Below are 25,769 nucleotides of genomic sequence, written 5' to 3' on the forward strand. Positions count from 1 at the left end.
AAATGGGCTATTAAGGATGCCGGGCAACGAACAGCCCGGCAGGCTCACAGTTACATCAGTCCTTTTTTCGCCAGTTCAGTTTTGAAGTTGTCACGGGTGATCAGCACCACATCAGTAACTTCGGTGAATTTAGGTGGCTCTTCACCTTTGCTGACCCAGTTGTAGAGCATCTGGCTGCTTTTGTAGCCGTGGATATCCGGGCTTGGCAGCAGCGAACCGTAGAAGCCGGTCGCCTTGTCTTTCGACAGTTCGCTGATGGCATCGACGCCGTTGATGCCGATACCGATGACGTCAGCCGCTTTAAAGCCCTGACCTTCAGTCGCACGTACGCCGCCCAGCACGGTGTTGTCGTTCATGCCGACAATCAGCCAGTGTTTGACTTCAGGATGCTGCACCAGCAGGGAGTTACCGGCATCAAACGCGCCAGGGATGTCGTTAGATTTGGTTGGGACCTGGTAGATCTGGGCTGCCGGGAAGCCAGCGGCTTTGATCGCGTCCATTGAGCCGCCAGTACGACGACGAGCGGTGTCGAGTTCGTTGGCGGTAATGGCCATCACGCCGGTGGTTTTCACATCCCAGCCGCGTTTCTGCATCTCTTTATAAAGCTCCTGACCCTGACGCTCACCAATTTTAGTGGCCGCCATCATCACCAGTGGCACGGTATCCATTGGCTTGCCTTTGGCGGTGACGAACTGATCATCCACTGCGATGACTTTCAGGCCGTAGCCGCGCGCTTTTGCCATGATGGCGGAACCGAGTTTTGGATCGGGCGTACAGATGACAAAACCTTTTGCGCCGTTCGCCGCCAGGCTGTCGATGGCATTCAGGGTTTTTTCACCATCCGGCACGGCAATTTTAATGACATCAAAGCCAAGATCTTTGCCCGCTTTATCGGCGAATTTCCATTCAGTCTGGAACCAGGGTTCTTCTGGTTGCTTGACTAAAAAACCCAGCTTCATGGTCTCGGCGATAGCGGATTGTGACATAACCGCTGCCAGGCCGATGGCCGCGAATGCTTTAGTGAATTTATGCATGATGCTCTCCGGTACCAGGTTATTTTTCGCTGCTAATAACGAATCGGTGTAAACGCTACCAGTAAGTTTTGTTTTGTGGGTACAGCCATAAATCAGTGCGTTAGGCTGGCATGTGCTGACAGAGTGTCCAGACGCTGGGCTAGTTTTAGCGGTATTAGCGAAGAAAAATGTAGAGCGGTATCACATCTTAAAATCACGGCAAAATCATCCATATATTCAGCAAATTTAACCGGTCCTTAACTTATGCAATGGATCACAAAATCACTGCCGATGACAGAAAAGTGCATATTGTCAGCCAGCCATGACTAACTGATTTGGCGCACCGAACCCAGGATAAAGGCGTTAACTAACTACAGGAGATTCCGATGCGTGCTGGAGCCATCACCCTTGGGCTGGACTTTGGTAGTGATTCGGTGCGTGCGCTGGCCGTGGATTGTCATAGCGGCAAAGAGCTGCAGAGTGCGGTGTTCAGCTATCCGCGCTGGCAACAGGGCTTATACAGCGATCCGCACACCAACCGTTTTCGCCACCATCCACAGGATTATATTGACGCTATGGAGCAGGCGCTGCTCGGCGTTCTGAATGCACTGAGTGAAGATCAGCGCAACGCCGTGGTCGGCATTGGCGTTGACAGCACCGGTTCTACCCCGGCGCCTATTGACCGCGACGGCAACGTGCTGGCGCTGCGTCCGGAGTTCGCTGAGAACCCCAACGCGATGTTCGTGTTGTGGAAAGATCACACGGCCATAGAAGAAGCGGAAGAGATTAATCAGCTTTGCCACAGTGGCCGCTTCCAGGATTACAGCCGCTATATCGGCGGCATTTATTCTTCGGAGTGGTTCTGGGCGAAGATTCTGCACGTGTCGCGTGAAGATTCGGCTGTGCGCGAAGCCGCCGTCTCCTGGGTGGAGCTGTGCGACTGGGTGCCCGCCCTGTTAAGCGGCACCACCGCACCAGATAAGCTGCGTCGCGGCCGTTGCGCCGCCGGGCATAAAGCGTTGTGGCACGGCGACTGGAGCGGCCTGCCCGATGTCGATTTCCTGAATGCGCTCGACCCGCTGTTAACGCAGCAGCTCGACTCCCCGCTGTTTACTGACACCTGGACCGCTGATATGCCGGTGGGCACCCTCAGCCCGGAATGGGCGCAGCGTCTTGGTCTGACGCAGACCGTGACACTTTCCGGTGGCGCGTTTGACTGTCACATGGGCGCGGTCGGCGGCGGAGCTAAACCTTATACGCTGGTAAAAGTCATCGGCACCTCAACCTGCGACATTCTGATTGCTGACGCAGAAAAGGTCGGCGATCGCGATATCAAAGGCATCTGCGGTCAGGTTGATGGCAGCGTGGTACCTGGCGCTATCGGACTGGAGGCGGGTCAGTCTGCCTTTGGTGATATCTACGCCTGGTTCAGCCGTTTGCTGGGCTGGCCATTACAGCTGGCGGCGCAGCAGCATCCGGAACTGAAGCCTCAGCTGGCTGAGATGCAAAAAACGCTGATTAAGGATTTAACCGAGGCCTGGGCTGCCAATCCGCAGCTCGATCACCTGCCGGTGGTACTGGACTGGTTTAACGGGCGCCGCACACCGAATGCAAATCAGCGTCTGAAAGGGGTGATTACCGACCTGAATCTGGGCACTGATGCCCCTGCATTGTTTGGTGGTCTGGTCGCAGCAACCGCGTTTGGCGCGCGCGCCATTATGGAGTGCTTCGAGCAGCAGCAGATCCCGGTCGGGAGCATTCTGACCCTTGGCGGCATCGCGCGAAAATCTCCGGCGATTATGCAGGCCTGCTGCGATGTGATGAACCGGCCACTGGATATCGTCGCCTCTGACGAGTGCTGTGCATTGGGTGCGGCCATTTTCGCCGCCGTTGCCGCAGGTGTTCACGCCAGCGTCCCGGATGCTCAGCAGGTCATGGCCAGTCCGATTGCCGAGACGCTGCAGCCCGATCCGGCGCGCGTTGCCCGCTATCAACAACTGTATCAACGCTATCAACAATGGTGCGTGACGGCTGAACCGCAATACGCCGCCCGCCCCGCTTCCGCGACGAGCCTCTCCCAACAGGCGTAATTGTTGCAGGCAGTCTGGACACGGACAGTGCGGAGCTACCGGAGCGTAGAGGGCGTACGTGAGGATTACTCGCTGCGCTCGCCCCTTCAGGGCCGCTCTGACGGGCGTTCAGGTTGCTAAAGCAGCCTGTGTGAGCGCTGCCCAGGTTCGGAATGACAAATAAAATAGCCTATCAGGTAGGCGCTAAGTGAAGGAGTGGTTTTATGGAACAGTCAAACAATTACAGCGTGTGGTTTGTTATCGGCACGCAGCATCTCTATGGGGCGGAAACGTTACGCCAGGTTGAACAGAATGCACGTCAGGTCGTCGAGGGTTTAAATCAGGCCGGTTTACCACTGCGTCTGGAGCTGAAACCGCTGGTGAAGTCACCGGATGAAGCGCTGGCCCTGTGTCGCGATGCTAATTATGACAAGCAGTGCGTTGGGATCATTACCTGGCTGCACACTTTCTCCCCGGCCAAAATGTGGATCGGCGGCCTGAGCGTACTGAATAAGCCGCTGCTGCAATTCCATACCCAGTTCAATGCCGAGATCCCGTGGGACAGCATGGACATGGACTTTATGAACCTGAACCAGACCGCACATGGCGGCCGTGAGTTCGGTTTCATCGGCGCGCGCATGGGTCTGCAACACAGCGTGGTGACCGGTCACTGGAAAGACAGCGCCAGCCAGCAGCGCCTGGGCAACTGGATGCGTGCAGCACTGGCTAAACAGGCCAGCCAGCAGCTGAAAGTCGCTCGCTTTGGCGACAACATGCGTGAAGTGGCCGTAACCGAAGGCGATAAAGTCGCCGCGCAGATTCAGTTCGGCTATTCAGTGAATGGCTGGGGCGTTGGCGATCTGGTTGAGGTGATCAATGGCGTCAGCGATGGCGACGTGAATGCGCTGATCGACGAATATGAAAGTCTTTATCGCTTTACCGATGTCGCCGCATCTGGCGGTGAGAAACGTCAGAACGTGCTGGATGCTGCACGCATCGAACTCGGTCTGAAGCGTTTTCTGGAAGCAGAAGGCTGCCACGCCTTTACTACTAACTTCCAGACGCTGCACGGCATGACGCAGTTGCCCGGTCTGGCGGTTCAGCGTCTGATGGGTCAGGGTTATGGCTTCGCCGGCGAAGGCGACTGGAAAACCGCTGCCCTGCTGCGCATTTTCAAAGTGCTGGCCGGTGACCGCAAAGGTGGCACCTCCTTTATGGAGGATTACACCTATCACTTCTCACCAGGCAACGATTTAGTGCTTGGCTCGCACATGCTGGAAGTCTGCCCGTCAATTGCCATTGAAGAGAAACCCTTAATCGATGTGCAGTTCCTGGGCATTGGTGATAAAGCCGATCCAGCGCGTATGATTTTCTCCACCCCAGCGGGCCGTGCGGTTAACGCCAGCGTGATTGATATGGGCGACCGTTTCCGTCTGCTGGTTAACGTGGTGGATGCTATCGAACAGCCGAAACCGCTGCCGAAGTTGCCGGTTGCGCGCGCGCTGTGGAAAGCGCAGCCATCACTGGCGACCGCCTCTGAAGCATGGATTCTGGGCGGCGGTGCACACCATACGGTGTTCAGCCAGGCGCTGACGCTGGAGGATATGTATCTGTACGGTGAGATGAACGATATCGAAGTGCTGGTGATTGATGAGCACACCACCTTGCCTGCGTTTAAAGATGCGCTTCGCTGGAATGAAGCGTACTACCGTCTGAAACGTTAATGAGTGATTAAGCGGCGCTTTAGGGGTTCTGAAAAGAAATCAATTCAGGATCGATAAAGCGCCGTTTGTTTGCAGGTTCGTGTTATTCAGTCGGGAATGGCGGGCGTTCCGTAAAGTCGCCGTAAATACATCCCTGTAGGCTCGGCCGCCGCGTCCCTGCGGCGGACGCTTTACTCCACTGCCCGCCATCCCCTCCTTAATTTTGCATTTTTGCGAATATTCAAAAGCTCAGCATGTAATAAAAGCCCTTACTGCGAAAGTCCCATTTCGCTGCAACTGTGCACTCCATTCTTTCAATCTCGCACTGTCCATTACAGCAATGATCAAGCCCAACCGGGAAGGAATGGTATGCCTGAAGAGCAAAGCGTCCGCGCCGGGGATGGCGCGGCCGATCCGCATGGATGCGGGAATCCTTTGCGATCAGGCAGTCATTTCCTGACCTTGCATCAACATTCAATAGCGATTGTTTTCCCGGTAATACATGAGAGCACCGGTCTCTTTGCTAAAACTCAACTCTTTCATCATCTTGCACTTTCCCCCACCAGCCTGTATTGCTTGTAGACTGACAAAACGAAGGTAACCAGCGCCATGCAAGTTGTCGATCTGAACCAACATCCCGACTACGCCAGACAAACAGCACAACTGCTGCACGCTGAATGGTCACATCATCCAGCCTGGTCACATCAACCCACCATCCTTGCGCATTTACACCAAAGGAACCAGACAGGCTCGGCGGAATTTACCCTTGTTGCCACGCCGGATGGCGAAACGGTCATCGCGACCTGTAGCGTCATCCGCTATGAACTGGACGACATCCCGGCAAGAGAATACTGGATGGGTGAAGTGGTGACGGACAAAAAATTTCGCGGTCAGGGCGTAGCAAAAGCGTTGATCCAGCAGGTAATTGCGCGGGCCAGACAAAAGCGAATTAGTGAACTCTGGCTCTATACTCCCGATCAGCAGGCGTACTATCAGCGTTCAGGATGGCAGGCGGTGGAACAGCGGCACATAGCGGGAGAAGAAGTCACGGTGATGGTCCTGCATCTGGCGCAGTAAAAGGCGGCTCCTGAGAGCCGCCATTAACCGGGATACGCAATACTCAGGTTGGGATGCGTTTAACCGGTGCGTTCTGCTGACGATCCCAGATCACCGTCAGTAACCGCTGCAGCGCGATAAACGCAAACAGCAGAATCCCGATGGCGATCTTGGTCCACCACGAACTCAGCGTGCCGTCAAAATTAATCCACGTCTGAATCAGCCCCTGAATCAACACACCAAACAGCGTACCCAGCACCGTACCGACACCACCCGACAACAACGTGCCGCCAATCACCACCGATGCAATCGCATCCAGCTCCACACCCAACCCGGCCAGCGCATAACCTGCCGAGGTATAGATCGAGAACACGATGCCAGCCAGCGTCGCCAGCGTGGTGGAAAGCATATAAATCTTAATGGTGGTCGCACGGGTTGAAACACCCATCAGCTGAGCGGAGGTCAGATTCCCGCCAATAGCATAAACCCGATTACCAAAGCGCGTGCGGTGCGCCAGAATAATCCCGCCAATCACCACCACCAGCATAATCACGGCCAGCAGGCTCAGACGCCCACCACCCGGCACTTTCCACGCCAGACTGGAAAGCATGGTATAAAGCGGATGATCAATAGGAATCGAGTTCTCAGACACCAGATAAGAACAGCCACGCAGGAAAAACATTCCTGCCAGCGTAATAATAAACGCCGGGATCTTAAGCGCATCGATCAGCCAGCCCATCATGGCACCAAACAGCGCGCCCATTGACAGAATCAACGCAAAGGCCAGCAGCGGATCGACATGGAAATCACCAATTGCCCGCGCCAGAAACACACCAGTAAAAGCAATCACTGCGCCGACCGACAAATCGATACCGCCTGATAAAATCACAAAAGTCATGCCGACGGCGATAATGCCAAGGAACGCGTTATCGGTCAGGATATTGCAAATTACCCGGGTAGAAGCAAAGCCCGGAAACTGACTCAGACAAAACAGATAACCCGCCACAAACACCAGCAAGGTAATCATCAGCGGAAGATGACGTTTAATCATGTCGGACGCCTCCGTTTTAACATCGCAATAAATCGCGGTGACTGCAGTAACAACACGCACATCACCACCACCGCTTTCACCACCTGATTCAGCTCAGGCGGGAAGCCGGAGAGCAGAATCCCGGTATTCATCGACTGAATAATCAGCGCACCAATCAGCGACAGCACCAGATTAAAACGGCCACCCATCAGGGACGCGCCGCCTATCACCACGGCGAGAATCGCGTCCAGTTCCAGCCACAAACCGGCGTTATTGGCATCTGCACCGCGAATATCCGCCGCGACGATGAGCCCAGCCACTGCCGCACAGACGCCACTGATCGCGTAGGTGGACATCACCACCAGCCAGCCCGTCACACCCGCATTGCGGGCAGCGCGCAGGTTAATCCCCACCGCTTCGATAAACAGACCCAGCGCGGTTTTGCGCGTCAGCAGCCAGACGGCCAGCGCGACCACCAGCGTGATCCAGACCGGCACCGGCAACATCCACAGCGAGCCGTTACCAAACCAGCCAAGACTGTCACTGTCGAACGTCACAATCTGCCCCTGGGTAATCAGCTGAGCAATACCGCGCCCGGCAACCATCAGAATCAGCGTCGCAACAAATGGTTGAATACGCAGCAGCGCCACCAGCACCCCGTTCCACAAACCACAGGCTAAACCGGTTGCCAGCGTGCAGAGAATAATAAACGGCACACCGTGCCCGGCGACGGTCAGTGTGGCGGCCGTTGCGCCCGCTATCGCCATCACCGCCCCTACGGAAAGATCGATGCCGCCAGTCGCGATCACCAGCGTCATCCCTATCGCCAGCAGGGCAACCGGTGCCGCACGGTTAAGAATATCGATCGGACTGCCGAACAGACGGCCATCCTGCAGATGCACTGCAAAAAAGTTATTGGCCACCAGACTGTCGATTAACAGCACCAACAGCAGCGCGGCGATTTGCGGCATCCCCGGCGGGAGTTTCAGCTTACGACGAGGCGTTTTTTCAGATGTCATAGGTGACTCAAGCATGTTTTGCCCCTCCGTCCGCGATAGCATTCACGATCGACGCCACCGAAAGCTGCTCCAGCGGAATTTCTGCCACCTGCTTCAGATCGCGCATGATCAGCACCCGATCGGCATAACCGACCAGCTCTTCGAGTTCAGAGGAGATCACCAGCAGCGCCAGACCATCGGCGCAAAGGGATTCGATTAAACGGATAATCTCGGCGTGCGCACCCACATCAATACCGCGTGTCGGCTCGTCGAGGATCAAAAACTGCGGTTTGGTCACCAGCCAGCGCGACAGCAACACCTTCTGCTGATTGCCACCCGATAACAGCTCTACCGGCTGCTCAGCGTGCGGCGTGCGAATGCCCAGACTTTTGATGAAACGATCGGCAATCGCCTGCTGCTCGCGTTTTTTAATGGGCCGTAACCAGCCGCGCTGCGCCTGCAATGCCAGAATAATATTTTCGCGCACGGAGGCCGCGCCAATAATCCCGTCTGTCTTACGATCTTCCGGGCAAAACCCCATGCCAAGCTGTGAGGCTTTCGCCGGGTTGGTAATACGCTGCACTTTACCTTTGATCGTCGCGGTTCCACGATCGGCGCGACGAATACCAAACAACACTTCTGCGGTTTCGGTGCGGCCTGAGCCCAGCAGACCCGCCAGTCCCACCACCTCACCGGGACGCACGGCCAGGTTAAAAGGCTCAATGGTGCCCTTTCTGCCGTAATCTTCAAATGACACCACCGGCTGATTGCTGCGCAGCGTGCTGCCCTGACGCTGTAACGCCGTCTCAAGCAGTTCACGTCCTAACATCAGCTTAATCAGTTCAATCTGTGGCAGCGTGGCGGTCTCACGAGTCGCGATAAATTGCCCGTTACGCAGCACGGTAATCCGGTCAGTAATTCGGTACACCTGGTCAAGAAAATGGGTCACAAAAATCAGGCTCATCCCTTTGGCTTTTAACTGCGCCATCAGGGTAAACAGCATCTCGACTTCACTGGCATCCAGACTGGCTGTTGGCTCGTCGAGGATCAACACCTGAGCAGAAAGGTCGACCGCGCGACAGATGGCAATAATCTGCTGCATTGCCACCGAGTAGTGGCCCAGCGGACGCGTGACATCAAGGGAAAAACCGTAATTCCGCATCAGCGCATCGGCATCACGCACCATGCGGCGACGGTCAATCATGCCAAAACGACGCGGCTCACGCCCTATATAGAGGTTATCTGCCACCGACATGTTCGGCAGCATATTCACTTCCTGATAAACGGTGCCGATACCCATCTCCTGCGCCTGCGCCGTATTGTGCGGTGTAATCGGCTCGCCGTTCAGGGTAATGGTGCCGGCGTCGCGGCTGTAAACACCGGTCAGCACTTTAATCAGCGTGGATTTACCGGCACCGTTCTCGCCCAGCAGCGCCATGATCTCCCCTTTGCGTATATCAAAGGAAACATTATTCAGCGCTTTGACGCCGGGAAAACCTTTGCTAATGCCGCTGATGGATAGCAGCGGTGTTTCATTTTGCGTGGTCATTCTGCTCACTCCGCCTTACGTCATGAAAAACCGCCCCGGAGGGCGGTCTGCGGCTGGTCTTTGACGGGTCGGTGAATCAGTAACCCATACCGTTTTTCTTATCCAGCTCCGCCTGTGCATCAGCAGGCAGGAACAGCTTCGATTCGGTCTTGATCACTTTTGGCGGCAGCGTGCCATCTTTTTTGAATTTTTCCAGCGCATCAAACGCCGGACCCGCCATATTTGGCGTCAGTTCCACGTTGGCGTTAGCCTCACCCGCCAGCATCGCTTTGTAGATATCCGGTACGCCATCAATTGAGCCAGTCAGAATATCTTTGCCCGGTTTCAGGCCGGCTTCCTTAATGGCCTGAATGGCACCGATCGCCATGTCATCGTTATGCGCGTAAACCATGCAGATGTTTTTGCCGTTGTTTTCCGCCTTGATAAAGCTCTCCATCACCTCTTTACCTTTACTGCGGGTAAAGTCACCGGACTGAGAACGGATCACTTTAATGTTAGGGTGGTTGCTGATTGCCTCGGCAAAGCCTTTCTTGCGGTCGATTGCCACGCTGGCACCGACCGTGCCCTGCAGTTCGACCACGTTACATTTTTTGTCGCCTACGGTTTTTACCAGCCAGTCGCCAATCAGCTTGCCTTCCAGCACGTTGTCAGCTGTCACCACCGCCTGATAGAGCGATTTGTCTTTCACCACGATGGCGCGATCCAGCAGGTAAACCGGTATTTTGGCATCTTTGGCTTCTTCCAGTACCGGCTCCCAGCCGGTCTGTACCACAGGCGCGATAAAGATGGCATCAACGCCCTGAGCAATGAACGAACGCACGGCTTTGATCTGATTCTCTTGTTTCTGCTGTCCGTCGGCGATTTTCAGGGTGATTCCGCGTTTTTTGGCTTCGCTTTTAGCTACGTTAGTTTCCGCTGAGCGCCAGCCAGATTCTGAACCGACCTGCGAGAAGCCGACCGTCATATCAGCAGCGAGTACCGGGCCGGTTAACGCGGCGCTGACCAGCGTGGTCAGAAGTAAACGTTTCCACATAGTTTTTAATCCTCTGAAAGGCGTTTGCTGTTTAGGGTAGAGAGCCTGCTTAGACTGGACTAAAAAAGCGTGCATAATGGCGACACACTTCACAAAACAGAGCAATTTAAAGGAGTTACGTGCAGAGCGAGCAGTTTTCCAACAGGGGTATTATGGATAAAATCGCTGAGTAAAATTACAATGCCGGTTAAATAAATGTAATAAACAGAATCGCTTATGTTTAATGCCACTGGAAACGATTACAGGCAGGCGTACAAAACGGGTTATCCGGTTTGCGGTGAACAAAAAATGGGATTTGTGATTGTCCGCACAATCGATGGTGAAGACGAATCAGGCGCGAAACGTTTCTATGGCATTCGTTATTTAACGGTTAAATTTCCTGCGGTTAAAGTGTAATAAATAAGGTATTCATGTGCTGTCAGGGTCAAATGGAATAAAAAATAATATTGTGCTGCTTATTTTTAACGTTTAATTGCCGCAGTAACCCGAACCAGTCAGGCTGACGTAGTAAACTAAGGCGCTGAGTTACCAACATCGTGCATAGTCAGAACGAGGAATATGGACTTTTAGTGACTAATAAGGTGATTTTGTCTGATTTTCGGCTTTTTTCACCTGCAAGATCTGGACAGACCAAGCCCGCCCCCTATACTGAGCACTCCTTTGTTACTTCTATCTATTATGGCAATGATGACTGCGCACGATTACCTGCTTAAATTCCGCAAAGTAAATAATTCAGACAGTCTGGAAAAGCTTTTCGATCATCTTAATTACTCCCTGACCAATGATCTGGAAATTATCAATATGTACCGGGCTGCCGACCATCGACGCGCTGAACTGGTCTCTGGCGGACGGTTATATGATCTGGGCTGCGTACCAAAAACGGTGTGGCGCTACGTGGTCTGATTTCTCACTGATTTATCGCTTCGTTTACTGCTGACGTTGTCCGGATGGGCGTGCCTCTCTGGACATGTTATTCTGCTGCGCTTTGACTCTCCGAGACAGGAATAACTACGATGAATGAACAGGTTGCTGCGCCGCGCATTGGTGGCTGGCTTTTGCTGCCTCTGGCCTGGCTGATAATGACCCTGTTAACCACCGTTCTGGTGCTGGCGATGTATCTGACTCCCCTGTTTAATCCGGCGTGGCGTGTGGCGCTGTTTTCTCACGGCAGCACCCTCTTCTCATACTGGGCCATTTCCCTGCTTACCGCCGTGGCGGTCTGGGCCTATAGTCTTTGGATCAGCTGGCTGTTCCTGAAGCGCTCCCGACGCCTGCCGCGCCATTATCTGCTCTGGCTGCTGATTACCGTGCTACTGGCGCTGAAAACCTTTGCTTTCACACCCGTCGCTGATAGCCGAGCCCTTCAGACATTACTGCTGTCGCTGCTGGCCGCGGCGGTGTTTGTGCCCTATTTCAAACGCTCAGAACGGGTAAAAAAGACCTTTATCGCGCCGTAACGCGGTGAGTTGTGTCAGGAATTTAATACTGAGTGCGGTCTGCCGCCTTGCGGGTGGCGCGGGTGTTGAGATACGTCGCGCTATCAATGATAATAAGCCGCTTTCTGGCTCCCAGGCGAAAAAATGACCGATTATCTGCTTCTCTTTGTTGGCACCGTGCTGGTGAATAACTTCGTATTAGTGAAGTTTCTCGGCCTTTGTCCTTTTATGGGCGTTTCCAAAAAACTGGAAACGGCAATTGGCATGGGCCTCGCCACGACATTCGTCATCACGCTGGCGTCGATCTGCGCCTGGCTGGTCAATCATCTGATCCTGCTGCCGCTGGATCTGGTCTATCTGCGCACCATGGCGTATATCCTGGTGATCGCTGTTGTCGTGCAGTTCACCGAGATGGTAGTACGTAAGACCAGCCCGTCGCTCTATCGCCTGCTGGGTATTTTTCTGCCGCTAATTACCACCAACTGTGCGGTGCTGGGCGTGCCGCTGCTGAGTGTTAACCTCAACCACACCTTTATGCAGGCTGCGCTGTATGGTTTCAGTGCTTCCATCGGCTTTTCGCTGGTGATGGTCCTGTTCGCCGGTATGCGTGAGCGCCTGGTGCTGGCGAATGTTCCGGCCCCGTTCAAAGGCAACTCCATCGCCCTGATCACTGCGGGCCTGATGGCGCTGGCATTTATGGGCTTCAGCGGTCTGGTGAAATTCTGATGACCGCGATCTGGATTGCTGTTGCCGTATTAAGTGCGCTGAGCCTGGTGTTCGGCGCGCTGCTGGGTTACGCCTCGCGCCGCTTTGAAGTCGAAGAAGATCCTATCGTTGAGCAGATTGATGCCATTCTGCCGCAGAGCCAGTGTGGTCAGTGTGGCTATCCAGGCTGCCGTCCCTATGCGGATGCGGTCGGCAACAACGGCGAAGCGATCAATAAATGCGCGCCAGGCGGCGAGCAGACCATGCTCAAACTGGCTGCGCTGCTTAACGTTGATCCGCAGCCGATTGATGGCGATGAATCAGCGAAAGAGCCGGTGCGCACGGTGGCGTTTATTGACGAAGCCAACTGTATTGGCTGCACCAAATGTATTCAGGCCTGTCCGGTGGATGCGATTGTCGGGGCAACCCGCGCCATGCACACCGTGCTGAGCGATGTCTGTACCGGCTGCGATCTCTGCGTCGCACCCTGCCCGACAGACTGTATTGAAATGCGTCCGGTTGCCACCACACCAGCTAACTGGAAGTGGGATTTGAATACCATTCCTGTACGGGTGATTCCGGTAGATACTCATGCTTAATCTGTTTAACTTCCTGAAAAAAGAGAAGGTCTGGGATTTTCAGGGCGGTATTCATCCGCCGGAAATGAAAACCCAGTCTAACGGTACGCCACTCAGCGAACTGCCGTTGCCACACCGTTTTATTATCCCGCTGAAACAGCATATCGGACATGAAGGTGAGATCTGCGTTGCACCTGGCGACAAGGTGTTGCGCGGTCAGCCCCTGACGTTTGGCACGGGCCGTATGCTGCCGGTCCATGCACCCACTTCTGGTGTCATTGATGATATTGGTCAGCATATGACCGCGCATCCTTCGGGTTTGTCAGAACTGTGTATTTTTCTGACGCCCGACGGCGACGACCGCTGGATACCGCTTGATCCTCTGCCTGACTACCGTCAGCATCCGCGCGCCGACATTGTGCAACGTATTCACGACGCCGGCGTTGCGGGCCTGGGTGGCGCGGGCTTCCCTACCGCCACCAAACTCAAAGGCGGCCTGCGCGGGGTGAAAACCCTGATTATTAATGCGGCCGAGTGCGAGCCCTACATCACCGCGGACGATCGTCTGATGCAGGATTACGCCGCCGAAGTGCTGGAAGGCAGTCGCATTCTCGCATGGGTGTTGCAGGCTGAGCGGGTTTTGATTGGTATTGAAGATAATAAACCAGAGGCGATTGCCGCGCTGAAACAGGCATTGGGTAACGAACGCGATCTGCACATTCGCGTCATCCCGACTAAATACCCTTCTGGCGGCGCAAAGCAGCTGACCCGTATTCTGACCGGCATGGAAGTGCCACACGGCGGACGTTCCACCGATATCGGTGTGCTGATGCAAAACGTTGGCACCGCCTGGGCGGTTAAACGCGCCATAATTAATGGTGAGCCGATTACCGAACGTGTCGTGACGCTGACTGGCGAGTCAATTGCCCAGCCGCGTAACGTCTGGAGTCGTCTCGGCACCCCAATCAGCCATCTCTTGCACCATGTCGGTTTTACACCAGCACCGCGTCAGATGGTGATCATGGGCGGCCCGCTGATGGGCTTTACCCTGCCGTCGCTGGATGTGCCGGTGGTGAAGATCACCAACTGTATTCTCGCCCCCTCTCCCAGTGAGATGGGTAACAACGATGAAGAGCAGTCCTGCATTCGCTGTTCCGCCTGCGCCGATGCCTGTCCGGCTAAGCTGCTGCCTCAGCAGCTTTACTGGTTCAGCCAGGGCGGCGATCATGATAAAGCGCGCTCACACCACATTGATGACTGTATTGAATGTGGCGCCTGCGCCTATGTCTGCCCGAGCAATATTCCGCTGGTGCAATATTATCGCCAGGAAAAAGCGGAGCTGCGCGCCATCGATCTGGAAGCGAAACGCACGCTGGAAGCCAAAGCTCGCTTCGAAGCCCGTCAGGCAAGGCTGGAGCGCGAGAAACAGGCCCGTGAAGCGCGTCATGAGGAGGCAAAACAGCGTGTAGCCCGTACCGATACCAGTGAGCTGGCGGCTGCGAAAGCGCGGGTGAAAGCCCGCCAGGCCGCTGAACCGGATGAAGCGACGCTTGAAGCGCAACGTGAAGCCCGTCATGCGCAGGCGCGTCTGCGTCAGGCCGAGGCTCAGGCGGAAACCCAACCAGTAACGCGTCAGACTGTCGATCCGCGCAAAGCCGCGGTTGAAGCGGCCATTGCCCGAGCTAAGGTGAAGAAAGTGTCACCGGTTGATGCGGTGGAGACCGTGGCTGAAGCCAGCGTCGATCCGCGCAAAGCCGCTGTCGAAGCGGCGGTAGCCCGCGCTAAGGCGAAGAAAGCTGCACAGGCTGAAGCCGCGGCTCCGGCTGACACGGCGAACGTTTCTGACGCCGCGCCAGACGCCGCTGCTGAAACTGACCCGCGCAAAGCTGCGGTGCAGGCCGCCATTGCCCGCGCCAAAGCGAAGAAAGCCGCGCAGGCTGAAGCCGCGACTCCGGCTGACACGGCGAACGTTAGTGAAGTCGCGCCAGACGCCGCTGCCGAAACCGACCCGCGCAAAGCTGCGGTGCAGGCCGCGATTGCCCGCGCCAAAGCGAAGAAAGCCGCGCAGGCTGAAGCCGCGGCTCCGGCTGACACGGCGAGCGTTTCTGAAGCCGCGCCAGACGCCGCTGCCGAAACCGACCCGCGTAAAGCTGCGGTACAGGCCGCGATTGCCCGCGCCAAAGCGAAGAAAGCCGCACAGGCTGAAGGCGCGGATGCGGCGACGCCGGCTGACACGGCGAGCGAGTCTGAAGCCGCGCCAGGCGCCGCTGCCGAAACTGACCCGCGCAAAGCTGCGGTGCAGGCCGCCATTGCCCGCGCCAAAGCGAAGAAAGCCGCACAGGCTGAAGGCGTGGATGCGACGACTCCGGCTGACGCGGCGAGCGTTACTGAAGCCGCGCCAGACGCCGCTGCTGAAACCGATCCGCGTAAAGCTGCGGTGCAGGCCGCCATTGCCCGTGTCAAAGCGAAGAAAGCCGCGCAGGCTGAAAATGACGCGGAGACAGCTTCACGCGATGCCGCAGCAGTCGCTACTGCCGCGCATTTTGCGGTGGAGAAAGCGGAAGAGGCGCAGGAGCAGGCAAACAATGCGAATGCTGAACCTGAACAGGCACCTGAACTGAATCAACCCGATGATGCGCGCAAGGCCGCTATTGCTGCCGCCATCGCCCGTGCCAAAGCGCGTAAAGCGCAGTCGTATAAGACGCTTGAGGATTAAATGGCTTTTCGTATCGCAAGTTCTCCTTACACCCATAACCGCCGCAGCACAGGCAACATCATGCTGCTGGTGGTGCTGGCTGCAGTGCCTGGTTTTGCTGCACAATGTTATTTCTTTGGTTACGGCACCTTTTTGCAGGTCCTGCTTGCGACGCTCACCGCCTGGCTGACCGAGGCGGCCATTCTGCGGCTGCGTAAAGCGCCCGTTGGCAGCACCCTGGCGGATAACTCTGCGTTACTGACTGCTGTGCTGATTGGTATCAGCCTGCCCCCGCTGGCGCCCTGGTGGCTGGTGGTGATCGGTACGCTGTTTGCTGTGGTCATTGCTAAACAGCTTTATGGCGGTCTGGGACAGAACCCGTTTAACCCGGCGATGGTCGGCTATGTGGTGCTGCTGATCTCCTTCCCGGTGCAAATGACCAGCTGGCTGCCGCCTGACACCCTTCAGGCGATCAAACCGGGGCTGATGGACAGTCTTAGCATGGTGTTCAGTGGCCATACGCTGGCGGGCGAAACCATGCAGCAGTTGCAGATGGGAGTGGATGGCATCAGCCAGGCGACGCCGCTTGATACCTTTAAAACCGGTTTACGCGCCGGTCACAGCGCAGAGCATTTGCTGGCCCAGCCGATCTACAGCGGCGTGCTGGCGGGCCTGGGCTGGCAGTGGGTCAATGTCGGATATCTGGTGGGCGGCCTGTTCCTGCTGTGGAAAAGTGCGATTCGCTGGCATATCCCTGCAGCCATGCTGCTGTCACTGGCGTTCTGCGCCACGCTGGGCTGGTTCTTCTCACCGGAATCACTCAACAGTCCGCTGATTCACCTGTTCTCCGGTGCCACCATGCTGGGGGCGTTCTTTATTGCCACCGATCCGGTGACCGCCTCCACCACCAATCGGGGTCGCCTGATCTATGGTGCGCTGATTGGATTGCTGGTCTGGCTGATTCGCAGCTTTGGCGGCTATCCTGATGGCGTGGCATTTGCTGTGCTGTTGGCAAACATCTGCGTGCCGCTCATCGATTACTACACCCAGCCGCGCGTTTACGGCCATCAGAAGGATTAAGCGATGCTGGAGACGATTCGCAAAAATGGTGTGACGCTGGCGATTTTCGCCGCAATTACCACGGCTGCTACTGCAGTAGTTAATACGGTCACTAAACCGACAGTGGAGCATCAGACCCTGCTTCAGCAGAAAAATTTGCTGGATCAGGTGGTGCCTGAAGACCTTTATGACAACAATATTCAGCAGGATTGTTACGTTGTCACAGATGCTGCACTGGGGAATAGCGCCCCGCACCATCTCTTCCTGGCGCGTAAAGGCGGCCAGCCGGTCGCTGCCGCACTGGAGACAACTGCGCCTGACGGCTACTCTGGTGCGATACAGATGCTGGTCGGTGCTGATTTCCAGGGTAAAGTACTGGGCGTGCGGGTGATCGAACACCATGAGACGCCTGGTCTGGGCGATAAGATTGAATTACGCATTTCTGACTGGATCAACAGCTTTAATGGCAAAGTGGTTCATGGTCCGGCGGATAAAGCGTTTGCGGTTAAGAAAGATGGCGGCGACTTCGATCAGTTCACCGGCGCCACCATTACCCCACGCGCGGTGGTCAATGCGACCAAACGCACCGCGCTGTTGATGAAAACGCTTCCGGAGAAACTCTCTTCGTTACCGGCATGTGGAGACGCAAATGAGTGAAGCTAAAAGTCTGCTGGTGGGTGGACTGTGGAAAAACAACTCGGCACTGGTGCAGCTGCTGGGCCTGTGCCCACTGCTGGCGGTTACGGCGACGGCAACGAATGCGCTGGGTTTAGGGCTGGCCACCACGCTGGTGCTGACCCTGACCAACAGTTTTATTTCGGCCTCGCGCCGTTGGGTGCCGTCTGAAATTCGTATCCCGATTTATGTGATGATCATCGCCTCCGTGGTGAGCTGCGTGCAGATGCTGATCAACGCCTACGCCTATGGTCTCTATCAGTCGCTGGGGATTTTTATCCCACTCATTGTCACCAACTGCATTGTGGTTGGTCGCGCTGAAGCGGTCGCCTCTAAAAGCAGCATCCCGCTTGCCGCGCTGGATGGTTTTGCCATCGGCATGGGCGCGACCTGCGCCATGGTAGTGCTGGGTTCGCTGCGTGAAATTATCGGCAGTGGCACACTGTTTAACGGCGCCGATCAGCTGCTCGGCCCATGGGCGAAATCGCTGCGTATCGAAGTGGTCCATTTCGATTCACCGATGCTGCTGGCAATGCTGCCGCCTGGCGCGTTTATCGGCCTCGGCATGATGCTGGCGGGTAAATACCTGATCGATCAGAAGATGAAACAGCGGGCTGCCCTGCGTGCTCAGGCTGCTGAAAACACGGCACCTCAGAACGCCGTCGGGAAGCCGGTGTGAACCAGACTAAACGCACCGAGATTCTTCATCGCCTGCAGCAGAACAATCCGCATCCCACCACCGAGCTGAACTTCAGCTCGCCGTTTGAGCTGCTGATTGCGGTACTGCTGTCGGCGCAGGCGACCGATGTCAGCGTCAACAAAGCCACCGCAAAGCTCTATCCGGTGGCGAATACGCCTGCCGCGATGCTGGCGCTAGGCGTGGATGGCGTAAAGGAATACATCAAGACTATCGGCCTGTTTAACAGCAAAGCGGAAAATGTGATTAAGACCTGTCGCATTCTGCTTGAGCAGCACAACGGAGAAGTGCCGGAAGATCGTGCGGCGCTGGAAGCCCTGCCTGGTGTTGGCCGTAAAACGGCCAATGTAGTGCTGAATACCGCCTTTGGCTGGCCGACAATTGCCGTTGATACTCACATCTTCCGCGTCAGCAACCGGACAAAATTTGCGCCGGGTAAGAATGTGGAAGAGGTGGAGCAGAAGCTGCTGAAGGTGGTTCCGGCTGCCTATAAAGTTGACTGCCACCACTGGCTGATTCTGCATGGCCGTTACACCTGCGTGGCGCGCAAGCCCCGTTGCGGCTCATGCCTGATTGAAGACCTCTGCGAGTATCCCGACAAAGTCGAGTGATTCGCCTGACTAACCCGCTGCGGCGGGTTTTTTATTGTCTGGTTGAACCCTCTGTAACCTTCTTTCCAGTCCGGTTCCCCCTTTTCGCCGCACGCTCTGGCTCGTCTGAATACCTCCACTGTTTGTCGGGTTGTTACATTGAGGTTGATGATGGAAAATCGCCGCCCCTGACGATAAGAAAATGTTATGACACGGTGAGTAAAGTAATGATCAAAGGTTCTTCTGCGGAGAGACATCCGCTGCGCCTGTTTCTGGCACGATTCTGGCCACATCCGCTGACAGTAAGTAAAAAGCATGTGGTGATTGCCGGACTGGGTGCGGGCATTGGCCTGGTACTCACCAGTCTGCTGAGTCACTGGATGCTGGGGGAGCTGAATCTGTGGTTTGTTGCCCCGGTGGGTGCTTCGGCCGTTTTACTCTTTGGTCTGCCCGCCAGTCCGCTGGCGCAGCCGTGGGCCATCGTCGGCGGCAACACCCTGTCCGCGCTGGCGGGCGTCACCGTCAGCCAGCTCATCCCCGATCCGGCGATTGCCTGCGGCGTCGCGGCCTGCGTGGCGATCCTGTTGATGTTTCAACTGCGCTGTCTGCATCCACCCGGCGGCGCAGTCGCGCTAACCGCTATTCTGGGCGGACCTTCCGTGGAGCAACTGGGTTATCAGTTTGTCCTTACGCCGATCATGCTTAACTCACTGACACTGGCGCTGCTTGCATTGCTGTTTAATAATCTGGCCGGTCGCCGCTATCCCCACCCACTGGCGCCGCAGGAGGTTAAACCGGAGCCGATCGCGATGCCGGTCTCGCTGACGCGCGCCGATCTGCATCAGGCTTTACAGGGCGGTGAACTGCTGGATATTGATGAAGACGATCTGCAGGAATTGCTGCTGCGAGCCGAAGAGATTGCCGGACGCCGTCAGGTTAACGGCTGAAACCTGCCTGTTGTGGCTGTCGGTCCTCCGCTTTTCTCCTTGCGGAGGCGGGGATGCCGACATTGATCGCTGCCACACTTTTGCTTAGCCGCTGCGCCAGCCATATCCAATAACATATTGATAACACAGCCACCCAGGCCGGACGCCCATCGGGTCCTGGGCGAATGCCCATAGAGCTGCCCTTTTGCGCGCCCTACACTTTGCTCTTCTTTACGTTTCTTACGAGGAAGACCGATGGATAGCGCCTTGTCCCCCCAGCAAGATGAGCTGATCGCCTCCGCCATCAAAAAATTCTTCACCCATATCATCCCCATGCTGGTGGTGATGCTGATCATTAACCAGATCGATCGCGCCAATATTGGCTTTATCAAGGCGGAACTGCGTACCGATGCCGGGATCAGCGCGGCGGCTTTTGGTCTGGGTGCGGGCCTGTTTTTTATCGGCTATGCGCTGTTTGAAGTTCCCAGTAATCTGATGATGAAGCGCTTTGGCGCCCGCGTCTGGCTGACACGCATTATGATTACCTGGGGACTGGTGGTGGTCATGACGGGTTTCGTCACCTCACCCATCCAGTTTTACCTGCTGCGTTTTTTACTCGGCGTGGCTGAAGCAGGTTTCTTTCCCGGCGTACTGTTCTATTTCCGTCAGTGGGTCCCGAATGCCTGGCGCGGCCGGGCCACTGCGATGGTGCTGAGTGCAACTGCGGGCGCCTTCCTCTTCTCCGGGCCAATCACTGGCGCCATTCTGATGATGCACGATTTTTCAGGCATTGCCGGCTGGAAATGGGTGATGTTTCTTGAAGGCGGTGCTTCCGTGCTGGTCGGTATTCTCGCCGCATGGGTACTGGTGTCACGCCCCGGCGACGCACGCTGGCTGAGCGATGCGGAGAAACAGGCCCTGATACAGCAGCTGAATAGTGAAGAGGCACAGCGTGACGAGCTTAACCGCGCGCCCGGTAAAATGTCGCTGTTACGTAATCGCAGCCTGCTGTTCTTCTGCGCGATCTTCTTCACCATGACCATGACAGGCTATACCCTGGTGTTCTGGCTACCGCAGATTATTCAGCGTATTCAGGGCTTCAGCAGTTTTGGCATCGGCATTCTCACCGCCGTACCCTGGCTTTGCGCCATTATTGCCATCAACCTGCTGAGTCGCTTTTCAGACCGCCACCGCGACAAACTCGATAAAGCGCTGGGCGTCGCCATGCTGGTCGCGGCCTGCGGCACCTTTATGGCTACGCTGGGTTCTCCATGGTTTGGCTTCCTGGCGATGATCGTGGCCTGTATCGGCTCGAAAGTCAGCGCCACCTTTTTCTGGCCGATGCCGCAGGGAGAACTGCCTGCCTCAATTGTTGCGCCTGGGATTGCGCTGGTGAACTCTGTTGGCAACCTTGGCGGCTTCTTCGCACCGACGGTGTTTGGCTATCTGGAGATGAAGACAGGCTCCACCACCGGCGGTCTCTATGCCCTGACCAGCGTCTCGCTGCTGACCGGGCTGTGGCTGCTGCTGCGCCGCAAGCCCTCCCCGCCTTCCCTTGATCCTATGGAGAATCACAATGTCAGACAGTCCAGTCATTAAAACAATGCGGGTGGTGCCTGTCGCCGGATATGACAGCATGCTGCTGAACATTGGCGGCGCGCACAACTGCTATTTTACCCGCATTCTGGTGATCCTGACCGATTCCGCTGGCCGTACCGGCGTCGGCGAAAGTCCCTGCCACGCCTCAACACTGGCGCTGCTGGCGCGCTTTCGTCCGCAGATTGAGGGCAGCGATCTGCTGCGGCTGAATGCCACCGTCGCGACGCTGTTTGCCAGCGACGCACGACACCAGCAGACCGCGCACACCGACGACATTCATATTCCGCAGATGAATCCCGAGAAGTTTTACAACGCCACCGCAGCCATTGAAGCTGCGCTACTTGACCTGCTGGGCCAGCACCTGAATCTGCCGGTTGCCGAGTTACTTGCCAGCGGCAAGCAGCGCGATCGCGTGCCAGTACTTGGCTATCTGTTCTATATCGCCGACCGTAACCTGACCAGCATGGACTATCAGGCGGGCCACGCTGGTGGTGATGCCTGGCTGCAACTGCGTCATGAGAAAGCGATGGATGCGGATAGCGTGGTGCGGCTGGCGGAGGCGGCAGCCGATCGCTATGGCTTCCGGGATTTTAAACTGAAGGGCGGCGTTCATCATGCCGAAGTGGAAGTGGAAACGGTTAACGCCCTGCTGACACGTTTTCCTCAGGCACGGGTAACGGTTGATCCCAATGCCAGCTGGTCGCTGGATGAGGCCATTTATTATGGTAAACAGCTGGCGGGCCGGATTCCCTATCTGGAAGATCCCTGCGGCGCGGAGCAGGGCTATTCCGGCAGGGAAACGCTGGCGGAGTTTAAGCGAGCCACGGGTATTCCGGTCGCCACCAATATGATCGCCAATGACTGGCGACAGTTGCAGCATGCCTTACAGCTTAATGCCATCGACATCCCCCTGGCCGACCCGCATTTCTGGACGATGCGTAATGCACATACCGTGGCGCAGTTGTGCCATGAATGGGGCCTGACAACCGGCTGCCACTCAAACAACCATTTTGATGTATCACTGGCAATGGTGGCGCATCTGGGAGCCGCGGCACCGGGCGACAGACTGACTGCGTTTGATACCCACTGGATCTGGCAGGATGGTCAGCAGCTGACGCAGCATGCGCCGCAGATTCGGGATGGCTTTCTGGAACTGCCTGAGGGGCCAGGATTGGGTATTACCCTGGACATGGCGCGGGTCGAAGCTGCCCATGAACTCTACCATTCGCTACCTGATAAAAACCGAAACGACGCGTTGGGCATGCAGTTTCTGATTGATAACTGGACGTTCAACGCGAAACGACCGGCCCTGTTGCGCTGATGACCGCCATCCTGTGACAGTGTCACAGGATGGCTTTGTTTAGCGTTGCGCCAGTGCCGCCTGCATCCATGCAATCACCAGCGGAGAGTCTTTTTCCTGCAGTGCCGCGCGCTCAGACTGGAACAGCGTAGCCACATAGAAAGGATGATCCGGTAACTCCACGCCGCGAACGTCACCGGCATCATCCCTGGCGGTAATGCGCAGCGTATTATCGCCCAGCGCGTCACTGAATTCCGGGTTAACGCCAAAGTTACAGTGGTAGCCCTCGTCGCTCTCCAGCGTCCCGTAAGCCAGAGCAATACGGGAACCCGCTTCAAACCTCACCTTGCCACGCTGCTCCACCAAAGAGCAACTCAGCGGGGCAATGACCATCCGTCCGCCGGTATCCGTTTCAGCATGACGGGCATCGTGCCAGCCCAGGACGTTGCGCGCATACTCGATCACCGCATACTGGAATCCCCCACAGGAACCCAGGAAAGGTTTACCGCTCTCCCGCGCCCAGCGTAGGGTTTCAAATACGCCATTATCGTTGCGGTAAGGACTGCCAGGAACAACCCAGACCGCATCACTGCGCGTCAGGTCTGTCTGTTCGAGGTGGTCAGTAGCGATCCAGTTCGTTTCAACGATAAGATTTAGCCGACGTGAAGCACGTTCAATAGCAAGGGGGATAGCCTGATGGGCAACCGCATCGGCGCGGTAGTCACCGACGAGAGATAAATGCAGTGGAGACGGCATGAACAGATCCTTCCTGGAGAAATTGAGAGGTTACAGTAATGTTAATTTTCTGTCGAGGGTGACATTGCGCTTCCGCGTATTGATAAGATTTTAATATGACTGCGCGGTTTTTAACCGGCGGTCTGAGGTCATTTTAACTTCCTGCTGGCCGCCCCATGACCTCCACTTCCCCTCCCGATCTCACGACGCAATCGGTTTCTTTTTTTGCTTTCTGAAATAAATCATCTGATTGTGCGCCGGATCGCCTTTTGACTCTTTTTTCGCCAGTGCCGGGCAGGTAATGTCTGATAATTCGTCAGATTGACTGTGATTCAGCCAGTAACCTGTCATTAGCACTGTCTGATTATTATTCAACAACCGATTTATCTGGTTAGCTTCGATTTAGCAGTTAATATCATTACTCGCTAGTGCAAGGTGCTCATTCAGAGTATCTGTACTAATATTTTTTGCTGCTTCAACATTTAAAACCAATTAACGATTTGTTATAAGTTTTTTAACCCAACATCCCTGGATTCAACGGGTTGCCAGAAAATTCTTGCCCTGACGCCCGTAATCAGCCAAATTAGTCGCCGCTTTTCCCTTCTAATAACAATCTTGCGCATGGAAAACTCACATGACGCGGACTTAATTCCTGTCCCGAAACAGGGTGTGAAAAAACTGAGGTACATGTGTCAACTGCAAACAAACACACTGATGAGGCTGTCAGTCTCAATGCGTTTAAACAGCCGAAGGCGTTCTATTTAATCTTCTCGATCGAATTATGGGAACGTTTTGGATTCTATGGCCTGCAGGCCATTATGGCGGTTTACCTGGTGAAGCAACTGGGATTGTCTGAATCAGACTCCATTACCCTGTTCTCTTCATTCAGTGCGCTGGTTTATGGGCTGGTCGCGATTGGCGGCTGGCTCGGTGATAAAGTGCTGGGCACTAAACGCGTCATCGTGTTGGGCGTGCTGGTGCTTGCATTGGGTTATGCGCTGGTCGCGTTCTCCGGTCATAACGTCAGCATTGTCTATATTGGCATGGCGACCATCGCGGTCGGTAGCGGCCTGTTCAAGGCAAACCCCTCTTCGCTGCTCTCGACCTGTTACGACAAAGATGATCCGCGTCTCGACGGTGCGTTCACCATGTTCTATATGTCGATCAACATCGGTTCCCTGTTTTCGATGATGCTGACACCGTGGTTAGCCGCGAAATATGGCTACAGCGTCGCCTTCTCACTGTGCGTCATTGGCCTGGTTATTACCCTGTTTAACTTCCTGTTCTGTAAACATATGGTCAAGGATTACGGCTCTAAGCCAGACTTTGCGCCTTTGCAGGTCGGTAAACTGCTGATGACTCTTATGGGCGTCGTTGTGCTGATCGCGCTGGCCAACTGGATGCTGCATCATCAGGTTATTGCACGACTGGTGCTGGCGGTGATTGCGCTGGGTATTTTGCTGGTGTTTGCCAAAGAAGCCTTTGCGCTGCACGGCGCGGCGCGTCGTAAGATGATTGTGGCCTTCCTGCTGATGGTCGAAGCGATTCTGTTCTTCGTCCTCTATATGCAGATGCCAACATCGCTCAACTTCTTCGCTATCCGTAACGTTGAACACACCATTCTTGGTATTACGTTTGCGCCAGAGCAGTTCCAGGCACTGAACCCGTTCTGGATCATGCTGGCCAGTCCGCTGCTGGCGGCGCTCTATAACAAGCTGGGCGATAAACTGCCCATGCCGCACAAGTTTGCCTTTGGTATGGTGCTCTGCTCCGCTGCGTTCCTGGTGCTGCCGGTGGGTGCAAAGTTCGCCAGTGATGCAGGCATCGTTTCTGTAAACTGGCTGATCCTGAGCTATGCGCTGCAGAGTATTGGTGAGCTGATGATCTCCGGCCTCGGCCTGGCGATGGTCGCGCAGCTCGTGCCACAGCGCCTGATGGGCTTCATTATGGGTTCCTGGTTCCTGACCACGGCAGGTGCAGCTGTGATTGCAGGTAAAGTAGCAAACCTGATGGCCGTGCCTGAAAACGTAACCGATCCGCTGATTTCGCTGGCAACTTACAGTCGCGTATTCCAGCAGATTGGTATCGTGACGGCGGTGATTGCTCTGCTGATGCTGATTACGGCGCCGTTGCTGAACCGCATGACACAGGCGCAGGATAGCGACGCCAGATCAAACGATGTGAAAGCGTAATCGCTGCCACGTGACAAATCAGCCGGGCTCTGCCCGGCTTTTTTATGCCTCACACTCCCCCTTAACAGATCCCTGATCCTTATCACTGGTAATTCCATCCTGAGTCTTTACTATGCTGTGATCCCACTGCA

23 protein-coding genes are annotated in these 25,769 nt (G+C 55.6%); 17 read left to right on the top strand and 6 right to left on the bottom strand.

Features of this window, described 5'->3' with window-relative positions:
- Window positions 1-50: 50 nt before the first annotated feature.
- Window positions 51-1,034: an arabinose ABC transporter substrate-binding protein gene (locus EE896_RS10095; protein WP_003853437.1), complete on the bottom strand. Its 984-nt coding sequence runs from the start codon at window positions 1,032-1,034 to the stop codon at window positions 51-53.
- Window positions 1,035-1,399: 365 nt separating this feature from the next.
- Here EE896_RS10095 and EE896_RS10100 point away from each other — a divergent pair, with 365 nt between their 5' ends.
- The 3 genes from EE896_RS10100 (at window position 1,400) to EE896_RS10110 (ending at window position 5,862) form a co-directional block, all read left to right on the top strand.
- Window positions 1,400-3,103 (top strand): ribulokinase, encoded by a 1,704-nt coding sequence (locus EE896_RS10100; RefSeq protein WP_140915576.1) that lies wholly within the window; start codon window positions 1,400-1,402, stop codon window positions 3,101-3,103.
- 203 nt (window positions 3,104-3,306) lie between these two features.
- Window positions 3,307-4,806: an L-arabinose isomerase gene (gene araA, locus EE896_RS10105; protein ID WP_039660298.1), complete on the top strand. Its 1,500-nt coding sequence runs from the start codon at window positions 3,307-3,309 to the stop codon at window positions 4,804-4,806.
- Between the two features lie 588 nt (window positions 4,807-5,394).
- Window positions 5,395-5,862: a GNAT family N-acetyltransferase gene (locus tag EE896_RS10110; RefSeq protein WP_078804370.1), complete on the top strand. Its 468-nt coding sequence runs from the start codon at window positions 5,395-5,397 to the stop codon at window positions 5,860-5,862.
- 43 nt (window positions 5,863-5,905) lie between these two features.
- Here EE896_RS10110 and yjfF read toward each other — a convergent pair whose 3' ends face one another.
- The 4 genes from yjfF to ytfQ form a co-directional block, all read right to left on the bottom strand.
- Window positions 5,906-6,892: a galactofuranose ABC transporter, permease protein YjfF gene (gene yjfF / locus EE896_RS10115; RefSeq protein ID WP_003853433.1), complete on the bottom strand. Its 987-nt coding sequence runs from the start codon at window positions 6,890-6,892 to the stop codon at window positions 5,906-5,908.
- A complete protein-coding gene (gene ytfT / locus EE896_RS10120; RefSeq protein WP_008926230.1) occupies window positions 6,889-7,905 on the bottom strand; it encodes a galactofuranose ABC transporter, ATP-binding protein YtfT in 1,017 nt (338 codons plus the stop codon). Before ytfT ends, yjfF begins: the two co-directional genes overlap by 4 nt.
- Window positions 7,898-9,418 carry a sugar ABC transporter ATP-binding protein gene (locus EE896_RS10125; protein WP_078804369.1) on the bottom strand — a complete coding sequence of 507 codons (1,521 nt, stop codon included), beginning with the start codon at window positions 9,416-9,418 and terminating at the stop codon, window positions 7,898-7,900. Before EE896_RS10125 ends, ytfT begins: the two co-directional genes overlap by 8 nt.
- A 76-nt stretch (window positions 9,419-9,494) precedes the next feature.
- Window positions 9,495-10,451: a galactofuranose ABC transporter, galactofuranose-binding protein YtfQ gene (gene ytfQ, locus EE896_RS10130; protein WP_008926228.1), complete on the bottom strand. Its 957-nt coding sequence runs from the start codon at window positions 10,449-10,451 to the stop codon at window positions 9,495-9,497.
- Window positions 10,452-10,667: 216 nt separating this feature from the next.
- Here ytfQ and EE896_RS10135 point away from each other — a divergent pair, with 216 nt between their 5' ends.
- From EE896_RS10135 to EE896_RS10195, 13 genes are all read left to right on the top strand, one after another.
- Window positions 10,668-10,847, top strand: coding sequence for a hypothetical protein (locus EE896_RS10135; RefSeq protein WP_003853428.1), 180 nt, complete (start codon window positions 10,668-10,670; stop codon window positions 10,845-10,847).
- Window positions 10,848-11,138: 291 nt separating this feature from the next.
- A complete protein-coding gene (ydgT, locus tag EE896_RS10140) occupies window positions 11,139-11,354 on the top strand; it encodes a transcription modulator YdgT (RefSeq protein WP_003853427.1) in 216 nt (71 codons plus the stop codon).
- A gap of 110 nt (window positions 11,355-11,464) precedes the next feature.
- Window positions 11,465-11,908 carry a DUF2569 domain-containing protein gene (locus EE896_RS10145; protein ID WP_003853425.1) on the top strand — a complete coding sequence of 148 codons (444 nt, stop codon included), beginning with the start codon at window positions 11,465-11,467 and terminating at the stop codon, window positions 11,906-11,908.
- A 123-nt stretch (window positions 11,909-12,031) separates the two neighbouring features.
- A complete protein-coding gene (rsxA, locus tag EE896_RS10150) occupies window positions 12,032-12,613 on the top strand; it encodes an electron transport complex subunit RsxA (RefSeq protein ID WP_003853423.1) in 582 nt (193 codons plus the stop codon).
- Window positions 12,613-13,191 carry an electron transport complex subunit RsxB gene (gene rsxB, locus EE896_RS10155; RefSeq protein WP_008926226.1) on the top strand — a complete coding sequence of 193 codons (579 nt, stop codon included), beginning with the start codon at window positions 12,613-12,615 and terminating at the stop codon, window positions 13,189-13,191. Before rsxA ends, rsxB begins: the two co-directional genes overlap by 1 nt.
- On the top strand, window positions 13,184-15,886 hold the full coding sequence (gene rsxC / locus EE896_RS10160) for an electron transport complex subunit RsxC (RefSeq protein WP_140915575.1): 2,703 nt from the start codon (window positions 13,184-13,186) through the stop codon (window positions 15,884-15,886). Before rsxB ends, rsxC begins: the two co-directional genes overlap by 8 nt.
- Window positions 15,887-16,945 (top strand): electron transport complex subunit RsxD, encoded by a 1,059-nt coding sequence (rsxD, locus tag EE896_RS10165; protein WP_039660307.1) that lies wholly within the window; start codon window positions 15,887-15,889, stop codon window positions 16,943-16,945.
- A 3-nt stretch (window positions 16,946-16,948) separates the two neighbouring features.
- Window positions 16,949-17,581, top strand: a complete 633-nt coding sequence (rsxG, locus tag EE896_RS10170; RefSeq protein WP_003849005.1) for an electron transport complex subunit RsxG — start codon at window positions 16,949-16,951, stop codon at window positions 17,579-17,581.
- Window positions 17,574-18,278, top strand: coding sequence for an electron transport complex subunit E (locus tag EE896_RS10175; protein ID WP_078804367.1), 705 nt, complete (start codon window positions 17,574-17,576; stop codon window positions 18,276-18,278). The genes rsxG and EE896_RS10175 overlap by 8 nt, the downstream gene beginning before the upstream one ends.
- A complete protein-coding gene (nth, locus tag EE896_RS10180) occupies window positions 18,275-18,907 on the top strand; it encodes an endonuclease III (RefSeq protein WP_003849001.1) in 633 nt (210 codons plus the stop codon). Before EE896_RS10175 ends, nth begins: the two co-directional genes overlap by 4 nt.
- A 206-nt stretch (window positions 18,908-19,113) precedes the next feature.
- Window positions 19,114-19,833, top strand: coding sequence for an HPP family protein (locus EE896_RS10185; protein ID WP_033761549.1), 720 nt, complete (start codon window positions 19,114-19,116; stop codon window positions 19,831-19,833).
- 234 nt (window positions 19,834-20,067) lie between these two features.
- Window positions 20,068-21,411, top strand: a complete 1,344-nt coding sequence (locus tag EE896_RS10190; RefSeq protein ID WP_003848999.1) for an MFS transporter — start codon at window positions 20,068-20,070, stop codon at window positions 21,409-21,411.
- Window positions 21,389-22,732, top strand: a complete 1,344-nt coding sequence (locus EE896_RS10195) for an enolase C-terminal domain-like protein (protein WP_008926222.1) — start codon at window positions 21,389-21,391, stop codon at window positions 22,730-22,732. The genes EE896_RS10190 and EE896_RS10195 overlap by 23 nt, the downstream gene beginning before the upstream one ends.
- Before the next feature lie 39 nt (window positions 22,733-22,771).
- Here the strand turns inward: EE896_RS10195 and EE896_RS10200 are convergent, their stop codons facing one another.
- Window positions 22,772-23,467 (bottom strand): CTP synthase C-terminal region-related (seleno)protein, encoded by a 696-nt coding sequence (locus EE896_RS10200; protein WP_140915574.1) that lies wholly within the window; start codon window positions 23,465-23,467, stop codon window positions 22,772-22,774.
- A gap of 668 nt (window positions 23,468-24,135) precedes the next feature.
- Here EE896_RS10200 and dtpA point away from each other — a divergent pair.
- Window positions 24,136-25,638: a dipeptide/tripeptide permease DtpA gene (gene dtpA, locus EE896_RS10205; protein WP_003848995.1), complete on the top strand. Its 1,503-nt coding sequence runs from the start codon at window positions 24,136-24,138 to the stop codon at window positions 25,636-25,638.
- The last annotated feature ends 131 nt before the right edge of the window (window positions 25,639-25,769 follow it).

This window comes from Pantoea eucalypti, assembly GCF_009646115.1.
In the GTDB taxonomy this organism is placed as follows: domain Bacteria; phylum Pseudomonadota; class Gammaproteobacteria; order Enterobacterales; family Enterobacteriaceae; genus Pantoea; species Pantoea eucalypti.